The following is an 11,539-nucleotide window of genomic DNA, read 5'->3' on the forward strand; positions in this document are numbered from 1 at the left end:
TCCCGACAGAACCGGACCGAGAAAGGTCGGTGTTCCTCATGCACCGTACGGCACAACGCGGTCTCGCGATCGCCAGCACCATAGCCCTGTTGGTCGCCGCCGCCGCTTGCAGTGACGACGGTTCCGGCCCCGGCGGGGCAGCGGTGCCGGGCGTCACCGGCACCGAGATCGTCGTCGGCACCCACATGCCGCTGACCGGGCCGGCCTCGGCCGGATACTCGAAGATCGCTCCGGCGACGAAGGCGTACTTCGACTACGTCAACGCGGCCGGCGGCGTGCACGGCCGCAAGATCACCTACAAGATCATGGACGACGGCTACAACCCGGCGAACACCCAGCAGGTGGTCCGCCAGCTCGTCCTTCAGGACAAGGTCTTCGCCATCCTCAACGGCCTCGGCACGCCGACGCACAGCGGAGTGCTCGACTTCCTCAAGAGCAACCGGGTGCCCGACCTGTTCGTCGCCTCCGGCAGCCGCAGCTGGGACCAACCGGACAAGTATCCGGGCACGTTCGGGTTCAACCCGGACTACACGGTGGAGGGCAAGATCCTCGCCAACTACGCGAAGGCGAACCTGGCCGGACAGAAGGTCTGCTTCCTCGGCCAGGACGACGACTTCGGCCGGGACAGCCTGGTCGGCGTGGAGAAGGTCCTGGGCACCGGTGCGGTGGCGGTCAAGCAGACGTACGTCACCAGCAACACCAACGTGGCGCCGCAAATCGGCGCGTTCAAGGCGGCCGGTTGCCAGGTCGTGGTGCTCGCCACGGTTCCGGGCTTCACGGCGCTGTCCATCGGCACCGCCGCGCGGCTGGGCTTCAAGCCGCAGTGGCTGGTCTCCAACGTGGGCGCCGACCACCCCACCCTTGCCAAGCAGCTCGGCGCCGCGGCGCCGCTGCTGGAGGGCATGGTCGGCACCAACTACCTGCCGATGCAGAACGACACCGCGAACCCGTGGATCCAGCTCTTCATGAAGGTCAACAAGGAGCACAACGGGGACGCGCCCTTCGACGGCAACACCGTCTACGGCATGTCGGTCGGCTACCTGTTCGTGCAGGCGCTGCTCGCCGCCGGCAAGGACCTCACCCGGGAGAAGGTGCTCGAGGCCGTGCAGAAGGGCGGCTTCCAGGGCCCCGGGCTGGTGCCGCTGCGCTTCTCCGCGAACGACCACTCCGGCTACGGCGGCCAGCGGCTGAGCCGGGTGAGTGGGGGAGTGCAGACCTACTTCGGGCCGGCGTACGAGACCGACGAGGCGGACGGCGCGGTCAAGGAGTACACCGTGGCGCCTGTCGCGCCACCCGCGAACGGGGTGCCGACCGTCTCCTGACCACCCGTACCACCGGCCGTCGACCGGGTGTGGCCGCTCGTGACCACACCCGGTCGTACGGCTGCGCGGGCCCCGGTGCGGCGGCGGGGGGCGTTGACCGAGACAGATCAGCCCTCCTACTATCCGCACCATGGCTGCAAATTTATGTCCGCGCTCCATCGTCACCGGCCGCCACCGGCTGATCATCGCGTGGCTAGACTCGGCGACGCGGCGGGAGACGCCGTGGCGGTGAGGGGGCGAAGGCGGATGGAGACGGTCGAGGCGGCGGGGCGGGTCGACGGGCGGACCGCCCGGGCGGAGCGCACCCGGGCGGCCATCGTCGAGGCGCACCTCGCGCTCATCTCCGAGGGCGACCTGCGGCCGACCGGGGAACGCATCGCCGAACGGGCCGGCATCTCGCTGCGGACGCTCTGGACCAACTTCAAGGACATGGAGACCCTGTTCGAGGCGAGCGGCGCCGAGGTGCTCCGCCAGCAGGACTCCGCCTACCGACCGATCCCACCCGGGTTGCCGCTGGCCAAGCGGGTCGACGCGTACTGCCGGCAGCGAGCCCGGCTGCTCCAGCTCATCGCGCCGTCGGCGCGGGCCGCGCAGATGCGCGAGCCGTTCTCGGAACAGTTGCGCCGCAACCGCCTCAAGCACGTCGACCGGGTCCGCGAGGAGGTCGAGCACCTGTTCGCCGCCGAGCTGGCGCGGGCCGGACGAGGGCGGGAGCAACTGCTCAACGCGTTGATGGCGGCGAGCATGTGGTCGACCTGGTCGATGCTGCGCGACGGCCTCGGGCTCGGCGTGGACGCCGCCCGCGCGGTGATGGCCCGTACGGTGGGCGCTCTGCTGGCCGAGGTGGCGGCCGACTGACCCCGGCCCCGGCCGGCCGTCGTCCCCCTCTTTCCATCCGGTTACCGATGGGTGACACTGGGACGCATGGTTACTGCATCAAGAGTGCAACTAACCGTGCTGCGTGGCCGGGACGACGAGTGCCGGACCATCCGGGGCCTGCTCGACGGCATCACCGACGGCGGCGGTTCCCTGCTGGTGCACGGTGAGCCCGGATCGGGCCGCAGCGCCCTTGTCGCTCACGCCCACCGGCACGTCGAGGGCCGCGCCACCACAGTGCTCGCCGGCACCGGGCTCGCCGAGGAGGCCGCCCTGCCGTACGCCGGGCTGCAACGCCTGCTCGACCCGCTGCTCGACCGCACCGCCGTCCTGCCCAGGGAGCAACGGCACCTGGTGCGACGGGCGTTGGGCGGGGAGGACTGCCCCGACGCCCGCCAACTCGCGCTGTCGATGGGCGTCCTCGGGTTGCTCGCCGCCGCCGCCCGGGACCGTCCGCTGCTGGTCACGATGGACGACGTCGACCTGGGTGACCCGCAGACCGGACGGGTGCTGGCCTTCGCCGCGCGCCGCCTGCGGCGCCTGCCGGTCGCCGTCCTGCTCACCGCGGACGCCGCCACCACCATCGACGGGATACCGGCGTGCCGGCTCCGGCCGCTCACCGAACGGGAGAGCGCGGCCGTCCTGGCCGACCGGCTCCGGCTGCGGCGTCAACGGCAGGGTGAGACCGCCGGCACCGACCGACTGCCCGAGCGGCCCGCCGCGCCTGTGGTCGCCGCGCTCGGCGCGATCGGCGGCGGCAACCCGCAGGCCCTGGGGGATCTCGCCGACGTGCTCACCCCGGGGCAGTGGCGGGGCGAGGAGTCACTGCCCACCGCGCCACCGACCGACGGCGCGCTGGGCCGCGCCTACCGGGCCCGGCTGGACCGGCTGCCGCCGTCCACCCGCCGACTGCTGCTGCTCGCCGCGTTGGACGAGGAGAGCGGGCCGGGCGCGCCGGCGCGGGCCGCCGCCGAGGCGCTCGCCCCGGCGGAGGTCGCCGGCCTGGTCCGCGTCGAGCCCGGCGGCGTCACGTTCCACCACCCGCTGGCCCGCGCGATGGTCGCGGCCAGCGCACCGCTCGCGGAGCGTCGGGCGGCGCACCGGCTGCTCGCCGACGCGCTCGATCCGCGTACGCGGCGTCTCCGGCGTGCGATGCACCTCGCCGCCGCGGCGGAGGGCGCCGACCCCGCTCTCGCCGCCGAGTTGGAGCAGGCCGCGGCCGACGGGGAGCGGGACTGGTCCGCCGCCTCCGCCGCGTTGTGCCGGGCCGCCGATCTCAGCGCCGACCCGGCGCACGCCGCTGCCCGCCTGCTGTCCGCCGCCCGCTACGCCTGGATCGCCGGCCGACCCGATCAGGCGCGACTGCTGCTCGACCGCCTCCGTACCGCCCCCTCGGGGGTCGTCGACGGGCGCGCCGGCCTGCTGCGCGGGGAGTTGGAGCTGCGTTGCGAGCCGGCAGCGGACGCGTCGGCGACCCTGCTCGCCGCCGCCGACTCGGTCGCCGACGCCGATCGGGCCCAGGCGTTGACCGGTCTCGTCCGCGCCGGAGAGGCCGTCTGCTTCGCCGGCGACCAGTACCGGTACGCGGAGGTCGGGCACCGGGCGGCGGCGCTGCGGCGCCCGAACGACCCGCCGGCCCTGGAGCTGATGAGCTGTCTGGTCGCCGGGGTGGCGGCGACGCTGCGGGGCGATCACGAGCGGGGCGGCCCGGCGCTGCGCCGGGCGGTGGTGCTGGGCGGCCGGTTGACCGGCCCGGCGTTGACCCCCACCGCGCTCGCCTGCGCGGCGGCCGCCGGCCTGGTGGTAGCCGTCGACGGCGCCGCGCACCGGCTCGCCGAGCGGGCCGTCGCCCTGGCCCGGGACCGGGGCGAGCTGTCCATGCTCTCCCGGGCGCTGGAACTGCGGGCGGTCGCCGAGTACTGGCTCGGACGGCACGAGACGGCGGCGGAGACCTCCCGCGAGGGGCTGCGGGTCGCCCGCGCGAGCGGTCAGACCAACGGCGCGAACGTCCACCTCGGCATGCTCGCCGTGCTGGCCGCCGTCCGGGCCGACCGCGACACGAGCCTGCGGTGGATCCGGGAGATCGGTGAGGCGCCGACACCGGGCAGCCGCCCGCACGCGCTCGCGGGGTGGGCGCTTGCGGTCCTCGACCTGGTCGACGGTCGGCACGACGAGGCGGCGACCCGACTGGCGTCGCTGGCGCGGCTGGGCACCGGACGCGGGCAGGTCCTGGTGCAGGTGATGGCCACCCCGTACCTGGTCGAGGCGGCGGCCCACCTGGCCCACCGCCCGGCGGCGACGGCCGCGCTCACCGTGTTCGACCGCTGGGCCAGCAGCACCGCCAGTCCACTGCGTCGGGCGCTGTCCGCCAGGTGTCACGCGTTGCTCGCACCCCGGGGCAGCGTGGAGGCCGACCGGGAGTTCCAGGCCGCGCTGCGGCTGCACCCGACGGAGGCCGGCGCGTTCGAACGGGCGCGTACCGAGTTGCTCTTCGGCCGGGAGCTGCGCCGCAGCCGACGCCCCCGCGACGCCCGCGGGCACCTGCACCGCGCCCGCGAGACGCTCACCCTGCTCGGGGTGGGGTGCTGGGCCGAGCAGGCCACCTCGGAGCTGCGCGCGTCCGGGGAGTCGGTAGGGCCACCGGCTCTGCCTGCGGCACGGCTGCTCACCGGCCAGCAGCTGCGGATCGCCCAGCTCGTCGCCGAGGGCGCCACCAACCGGGAGATCGCCGCCCGGATGTTCCTGTCCACCCGCACGATCGACCACCACCTGCGCAACGTGTTCCACAGGCTCGGGATCCGTTCCCGCACCGAGCTGGCGCGCGCGTTCGTGGCGGTGCCTGGTCCGGGGTCCGACCCGGACCGGTGATCATCCGCTCTGGACGCGGTAAACTATCACCGCTAGTTTATGGGCCATGGAGCTCACCCTCTCCGCCGAACAGGTGGCCGTCCGACAACTCGCCGCCGAGTTCGTCGACCGGGAGCTGGTGCCGCACGCGGCCACCTGGGACCGGCGCGAGTCGGTCGACCCGGCAGTCGTGGGCATGCTCGGCGACCTGGGCTTCCTGGGCCTGACCATCGCCGAGTCCGACGGCGGCTCCGGCGGCGACCACCTCGCGTACTGCCTCGTCCTGGAGGAGCTCGGCCGGGGCGACTCGGCCGTACGCGGCATCGTCTCGGTCTCGCTCGGCCTCGTCGCGAAGTCGATCGCCGCCCACGGCTCCGCCGCGCAGCGGGCCGAGTGGCTGCCCCGGCTCTGCGCCGGCACCGCCCTCGGATGCTTCGCGTTGACCGAGCCGGACAGCGGCTCGGACGCGGCCGCGCTGCGGACCCGAGCGGTCCGCGACGGCGACGACTGGCTGCTCACCGGCACCAAGACGTTCATCACCAACGGCACCACAGCCGACGTGGCACTCGTCTTCGCCCGCACCGGCGGCCCCGGCCACCGGGGCATCACCGCCTTCCTGGTGCCCACCGACAGCGAGGGGCTGACCCGCCGGGAGATCCACGGCAAGCTCGGCCTGCGCGGGCAGGCCACCGGCGAGCTGCGCTTCGACGAGGTACGCGTACCCGACGCGGCACGCCTCGGCGCCGAGGGCGCGGGGTTCCGCCTGGCCCTGGCCACCCTGGCCAAGGGGCGGATGTCGGTCGCCGCCGGCTGCGTCGGCATCGCCCAGGGCTGCCTCGACGCCGCTGTCGGCTACGCCGGGCAGCGGACCCAGTTCGGCAAGCCGATCGCCGGCCATCAGCTCGTGCAGCAGTTGCTCTCCGCCATCGCGGTGGACACCGCCGCCGCCCGCCTGCTGGTGTGGCGGGTCGCCGACCTGATCGACCGTGACCAGCCGTTCGCCACCGAGGCGTCGATGGCCAAACTGTTCGCCAGCGAGGCCGCCGTACGCGCGGCCAACAACGCGGTCCAGGTCTTCGGGGGGTACGGGTACATCGACGAGTACCCCGTCGGCAAGTACCTGCGCGACGCCCGGGTCGCCACCCTCTACGAGGGCACCAGTCAGATCCAGCACCTCCTCATCGGACGCGCGCTCACCGGCGTCAACGCCTTCTAGCTCGAAGGAGCCCGGAATGAGAGTCTTCACCTCCCTCGACGAGCTGGCCGCCGCGGTCGGCGAGACCCTCGGTCCCGGTCCCTGGCAGCGGATCGAGCAGAGCCGCGTCGACCTCTTCGCCGACGCCACCGACGACCACCAGTGGATCCACCTCGACCCGGTCCGGGCCGCGGGGGGACCGTTCGGCGGGACGATCGCGCACGGCTACCTCACCCTGTCGATGCTGCCGGCGCTGGCCGGAGGGCTCTACCGGGTCGAGGGGGTGGCGATGGGGGTCAACTACGGCCTGAACCGGGTGCGTTTCCCCGCCCCGGTCCGCGTCGGCGCCGCAGTCCGGGCCACCGTCACCTTCACCGAGGTGTCCCCGGTCAGCGGCGGGGTGCAGCTGGTCGCGACGGTCACCGTGGAGAGCGACGGCGGTGGCAAGCCGGTCTGCGTCGCCGAGACGGTCAGCCGGCTCTACCGAGGTACGGCGGGCTGAAAGCGGCCGTCGCCACCCCTTCGCCTGTTTCGCGGGGCAGGATGCGCTCGCTCAGTACGTCGGACGGAGCCTCGCGCCGAGCCAGCGCAGCTGACGACGGACGTGGACTGCCTCGCCGCCCTCGTGGCCGTTGAACGGGTAGACGTGAATCTCCCGCTCCGGCGGGACCGGTCGGCCGGCCGCGGCGCCGTACTGGTTGTAGGCGGCGAAGCCGGTCCTCGGCGGGCAGACGGTGTCGCGCAGACCGATCCCGAAGTGCGCCGGCGCCGTGGCACGACGCGCGAGGCTGACCGCGTCCACGTAGGACAGCGTCCGCCACACCGCCTCCTCGGCCTCCCGGTGCACGGCCAGGTAGTGGGCGATCTCGCCGTACGGCGGGACGTCGCAGAGCTGGACGGCTCGTCGCATGTCGCAGAGGAACGGGGCGGTGGACAGCACCGCCGCGAGGTCGTCCACCAGGCCGGACACGGCAAGCGCGAGTCCGCCGCCCTGACTGTTGCCGACCACGGCGACCCGGCCCGCGTCGACCCCCGGCAGGGCGCGGACCGCCTCGACCGCCCGGACCGCGTCGGTGATCAGCCGGCGGTAGTGGTAGTCACGCGGATCGAGGATGCCCCAGGTGACAGGCCACGGGCCGCCGGGAGCGCCGTGCGGGTCGGGGGTGTCGCCGGCGCCGTACTGCCCCGCCTGGCCCCGGTTGTCCATCAGCAGGTGCGCGTACCCGGCCACCGGCCAGGTGAGCCGCTCGTGCGGTAGTCCACGGCCACGGCCGTACCCGGCGTACTCCACCACGGCGGGCAGTGGACCTCGCGCCCCTGCCGCACGGGTGTACCAGGCGCGGACCGGGTCGCCGCCGAAACCCGCGAACGTGACGTTCCAGCAGTCCAGCAGCGGCAGGTCGGTGGGCTCGGGGCGGACGTCGACGAGCACCGGTCGGGCGGCCGCCTCGGCGAGGGTGTCGCTCCAGAACTGGTCGAAGTCGTCGGGCTCGACGATCGTGGGCGAGTATCGCTCCAGGTCGTCGAGGTGCGGGGGTGGATGCGGCACGGGTCCTCACAGGGTCAGTGCGGCTGGGCGGGGGGCGCGGTGCTCTCCCGGACGACCAACTCGGTCACCAGGTCGATCCGGCTGGTCGCCGGCTCGTTGCCGCGCGCCACTTCGAGCAGCATCTGGGTGGCGATGCCGGCCATGTCGCGCAGCGGCTGGTTGATGGTGGTGAGAGGCGGGTCGGTCCAGGCCGAGACGGGCAGATTGTCGTACCCGATCACCGAAAGGTCCTCGGGCACGCGCAGGCCGCACTGCCGCGCGGCCCGGAGCACCCCCATCGCCTGGATGTCCGAGCCGGCGAAGATGGCCGTGGGCCGGTCCGCCAGCCGCAGCAGTTGCAGCCCGTGGCTGTGCCCGGCACCCGCCGAGAAGCTGCCGTAACGGGTCAGCTCGCGGTCGATCGGCACCCCTGCCTCCTCGTGCGCGGACTGGAAGCCGGCGGCGCGAGCGCGGCTGCAGAGCACGTCGGGTGGGCCGGAGATGATGGCGATCCTGCGGTGCCCCAGGTCCAGCAGGTGCCGGGCGGCGAGCAGGCCGCCGTTCCAGTTGTTGGACCCGACGGTGGGCACTGACGCCGAGGTCGCGCTGTCGGTGTCGACGACGACGAACGGGATGCCGTGGCGTCGCAGGTGCTGCTGCTGGACCTCGGCCAGGTGGGAGAGGACGAACACCACCCCCAGTGGACGGTCGGCGAGCAGCGCGTCCAGCCAGCGTGGCGGCGGTCGGTGCGCGCCGTCGAGTTGGGCGACGGACAGACCGAGCCCGGCGGCGCTTGTCACCGCCTCGACGCCGCGCAGGATCTCCATCGCCCAGCCGGTGTCGAACTCGTGGAACACGAGATCCACGCGCCCGCCGCCGGACGAGGACCGGCGGTTGCGGCGCTGGTACCGGTGGCGGTCCAGGCTCTCCTCGACCCGCGCTCTGGTGCCGGGCGCCACATCACCTCGGCCGTTGAGGACCTTGGAAACCGTCGCGACCGAGACTCCGACGTCATTGGCGATGGTCGCGATGGTGGTGGAGGCGGGTGGGTCGAGCGGGCGGTGCTCTGTCATCGCAGCCTCAACAGCATCCGAAAGTTTCGGAAGACCCTAACATGACGTGCCATTCACGCCAGCCGATCCGGCAGCCGATCCGCCCGTTCCCCGCGTCGGCGTCGTTCGCCCGCAACGGAGCGTCAGCGATCACCTGACGGAGCGCAGGAATCGACCCCACCGAGGCATCGATGAACCTCTTGACATGCCCCGACGGGGCACTTAGGTTGCCGAAAAGGTTACGCAGGTTTCCGGAAAATTTCGGATCGTGAAATGTCCGCCGCGAAGCTGGCCTCTCAGGGCGCGGATGTGGCCGGAGCTAAGGGGTCTCGGCATGAGAAGTCAGTCGCCCGTCGACAGCGGCGTCGCGCCGTGGCGCGATCCGCACCTGCCGCCTGCCGAGCGGGTCGAGGCACTCGTGTCGCTGATGTCGCTGGAGGAGAAGATCGCCCAGCTGGTCGGGGTCTGGGTCGGCGCCGAGGCGTCCGGCGAGGGCGTCGCTCCGCACCAGTCCGACATGATCGACGGTACGCCGCCCTGGGCCGAGATCATCAGGTACGGGCTCGGCCAGCTCACCCGCCCGTTCGGCACCGCGCCCGTCGACCCGGTGCTCGGCGCCCGGTCGCTTGCCGCGTCCCAGGCGCAGATCGTGGCCGCCAGTCGGTTCGGGATCCCGGCGCAGGTGCACGAGGAGTGCCTCACCGGCTTCGCCGCCTGGCGGGCCACCGTCTACCCCACCCCGCTGGGCTGGGGCGCGGCCTTCGACCCCGAACTGGTCGAGGAGATGGCCGGCCGGATCGGGCGGTCGATGCGCGCAGCGGGCGTCCACCAGGGGTTGGCGCCCGTCCTCGACGTGACCCGGGACTACCGCTGGGGCCGCACCGAGGAGACGATCGGCGAGGACCCGTACCTGGTGGGGACGACCGGGGCGGCGTACGTGCGCGGTCTGGAACGCGCAGGCGTCGTGGCCACCCTGAAACACTTCGCCGGCTACTCCGCTTCCCGGGGCGGGCGCAACCTGGCCCCCGTGCCGATGGGTCCCCGCGAGCTGGCCGACGTGATCCTGCCGCCGTTCGAGATGGCCCTGCGGCTCGGGGGCGCCCGCTCGGTGATGAACTCCTACGCCGAGATCGACGGCCTGCCCGTCGCCGCCGACGAGGAGCTGCTGACCGGTCTGCTGCGCGACGAGTGGGGCTTCACCGGCACCGTGGTCGCCGACTACTTCGCCGTGCGCTTCCTGCAGACCCTGCACGGCGTCGCCGCGGACGGCACCGACGCGGCCCGGCTCGCCCTGCGCGCCGGGATCGACGTCGAACTGCCCACAGTTGACGCCTTCGGCCCCCCGTTGGTGGCGGCGGTCCGTCGAGGGGAGGTCGACGAGACGCTGATCGACCGCGCGCTCCGCCGGGTGCTCACCCAGAAGATCGAGGTCGGCCTGCTCGACGAGGACTGGCGGGAACTGCCCGACGACGCGGCGGACCTGCGCCTCGACGACGAGACCAGCCAGGACGTCGCCGTACGCCTGGCCCGGGAATCAGTCGTCCTGCTGCGCAACACGGGCGTGCTGCCGCTGCCCGCCGGCCGGCGGGTCGCCCTGGTGGGTCCGCTCGCCGACGACCCGATGGCCCTGCTCGGCTGCTACACCTTCCCCAACCACGTCGGCGTGCACCACAGCGGGTACGGGCTCGGGCTGGACATCCCCTCGCTGCGCGACGAGTTGGCCCGCCGGGTCCCGCAGCTCACCCACGAGCCGGGTTGCGCGGTCACCGGCGAGGACACCTCGGGCATCCCGGCGGCGGTCGCCGCGGCCGCCGACGCCGACGTCTGCGTGCTCGCCGTCGGCGACCGGGCGGGCATGTTCGGCCGGGGCACCTCCGGCGAGGGCTGCGACGCCGTAGACCTGCGACTGCCGGGCGTCCAGGCCGACCTGGTCCGGGCGGTCCTTGCCACCGGCACCCCCGTCGTCCTGGTGCTGATGACCGGGCGGCCGTACGCGCTCGGTCCCGAGGTCGACGCGGCGGCCGCCGTGGTGCAGGCGTTCTTCCTCGGCCAGCGGGGCGGGCAGGCACTCGCCGAGGTGCTCACCGGCGAGGTGAATCCGTCCGGGCGCCTGCCGGTGAGCGTTCCCCGCGACGCGGGCGGACTGCCCGGCACCTACCTGATGCCGCCGCTGGGTCGCCGCAACGAGGTCTCGTCGGTCGATCCGACGCCGGCGTACCCGTTCGGCCACGGGCTGAGCTACACCACATTCGACTGGTCCGACGCCACGGTGCTGGGGCCGGCGGACGAGCAGGACCCCGCCGACCCGGCGGCCTGGCCGGTCGACGGTACGGCCCGGGTGCGGATCACCATCCGCAACACCGGCGCGCGGGCCGGCGTCGAGGTCGTGCAGCTCTACCTGCACGACCCGGTCGCGCAGACCACCCGACCGGTGGTCCGGCTGGTCGGCTTCACCAGGGTGCCGCTGGAGGCCGGCGAGGCGGCGCACGTGACCTTCGGCGTACCGGCCGACGTCGCGTCGTTCGTCGGGCTGTCCGGGCGACGCATCGTCGAACCCGGCGACGTCGAGCTGCGGTTCGGCAGGTCCAGTGGCGACGTGGCGGCCACCCTGCCGCTGCGGCTGACAGGCGTCGAGCGCCAGGTCGGCCACCAACGGGAACTGCTCACGTCGGTGCGGGTCCAGCCCCTCGTGGCCGTCCCGCACTCCGACTAGGAGGCC

The 11,539-nt window shown here is 73.5% G+C and carries 8 protein-coding genes; 6 read left to right on the plus strand and 2 right to left on the minus strand.

Annotated features, from left to right (window positions below; all coding sequences use genetic code 11):
• Nucleotides 1-38: 38 nt before the first annotated feature.
• From AB0N27_RS06055 to AB0N27_RS06075, 5 genes are all read left to right on the plus strand, one after another.
• A complete protein-coding gene (locus AB0N27_RS06055) occupies nt 39-1,322 on the plus strand; it encodes an ABC transporter substrate-binding protein (RefSeq protein WP_364366092.1) in 1,284 nt (427 codons plus the stop codon).
• Nucleotides 1,323-1,568: 246 nt separating this feature from the next.
• Nucleotides 1,569-2,180, plus strand: a complete 612-nt coding sequence (locus tag AB0N27_RS06060; protein WP_364363862.1) for a TetR/AcrR family transcriptional regulator — start codon at nt 1,569-1,571, stop codon at nt 2,178-2,180.
• Between the two features lie 66 nt (nt 2,181-2,246).
• Nucleotides 2,247-5,066, plus strand: a complete 2,820-nt coding sequence (locus AB0N27_RS06065) for an AAA family ATPase (protein ID WP_364363864.1) — start codon at nt 2,247-2,249, stop codon at nt 5,064-5,066.
• A 46-nt stretch (nt 5,067-5,112) separates the two neighbouring features.
• Nucleotides 5,113-6,261 (plus strand): acyl-CoA dehydrogenase family protein, encoded by a 1,149-nt coding sequence (locus tag AB0N27_RS06070; protein WP_364363867.1) that lies wholly within the window; start codon nt 5,113-5,115, stop codon nt 6,259-6,261.
• A gap of 16 nt (nt 6,262-6,277) precedes the next feature.
• Nucleotides 6,278-6,742, plus strand: a complete 465-nt coding sequence (locus AB0N27_RS06075) for a MaoC family dehydratase (protein WP_364363870.1) — start codon at nt 6,278-6,280, stop codon at nt 6,740-6,742.
• Nucleotides 6,743-6,793: 51 nt separating this feature from the next.
• Here the strand turns inward: AB0N27_RS06075 and AB0N27_RS06080 are convergent, their stop codons facing one another.
• Entirely contained in the window at nt 6,794-7,789 is a 996-nt protein-coding gene (locus AB0N27_RS06080) for an acetylxylan esterase (RefSeq protein ID WP_364363873.1), read from the minus strand.
• A gap of 14 nt (nt 7,790-7,803) precedes the next feature.
• A complete protein-coding gene (locus AB0N27_RS06085) occupies nt 7,804-8,841 on the minus strand; it encodes a LacI family DNA-binding transcriptional regulator (RefSeq protein WP_364363876.1) in 1,038 nt (345 codons plus the stop codon).
• A 313-nt stretch (nt 8,842-9,154) separates the two neighbouring features.
• Here AB0N27_RS06085 and AB0N27_RS06090 point away from each other — a divergent pair, with 313 nt between their 5' ends.
• A complete protein-coding gene (locus tag AB0N27_RS06090) occupies nt 9,155-11,533 on the plus strand; it encodes a glycoside hydrolase family 3 N-terminal domain-containing protein (protein ID WP_364363878.1) in 2,379 nt (792 codons plus the stop codon).
• Nucleotides 11,534-11,539: the final 6 nt, after the last annotated feature.

Source organism: Micromonospora sp. NPDC093244, from assembly GCF_040683695.1.
Classification (GTDB): Bacteria; Actinomycetota; Actinomycetes; order Mycobacteriales; family Micromonosporaceae; genus Micromonospora.

What these genes read in the sequence shown, in the direction of transcription:
- AB0N27_RS06060 (WP_364363862.1), top strand. Translation starts at nt 1,569, where the DNA reads ATGGAGACGGTCGAGGCGGCGGGGCGGGTCGACGGGCGGACCGCCCGG.
- AB0N27_RS06085 (WP_364363876.1), bottom strand. Translation starts at nt 8,841, where the DNA reads ATGACAGAGCACCGCCCGCTCGACCCACCCGCCTCCACCACCATCGCG.
- AB0N27_RS06070 (WP_364363867.1), top strand. Translation starts at nt 5,113, where the DNA reads ATGGAGCTCACCCTCTCCGCCGAACAGGTGGCCGTCCGACAACTCGCC.
- AB0N27_RS06090 (WP_364363878.1), top strand. Translation starts at nt 9,155, where the DNA reads ATGAGAAGTCAGTCGCCCGTCGACAGCGGCGTCGCGCCGTGGCGCGAT.
- AB0N27_RS06055 (WP_364366092.1), top strand. Translation starts at nt 39, where the DNA reads ATGCACCGTACGGCACAACGCGGTCTCGCGATCGCCAGCACCATAGCC.
- AB0N27_RS06065 (WP_364363864.1), top strand. Translation starts at nt 2,247, where the DNA reads ATGGTTACTGCATCAAGAGTGCAACTAACCGTGCTGCGTGGCCGGGAC.
- AB0N27_RS06075 (WP_364363870.1), top strand. Translation starts at nt 6,278, where the DNA reads ATGAGAGTCTTCACCTCCCTCGACGAGCTGGCCGCCGCGGTCGGCGAG.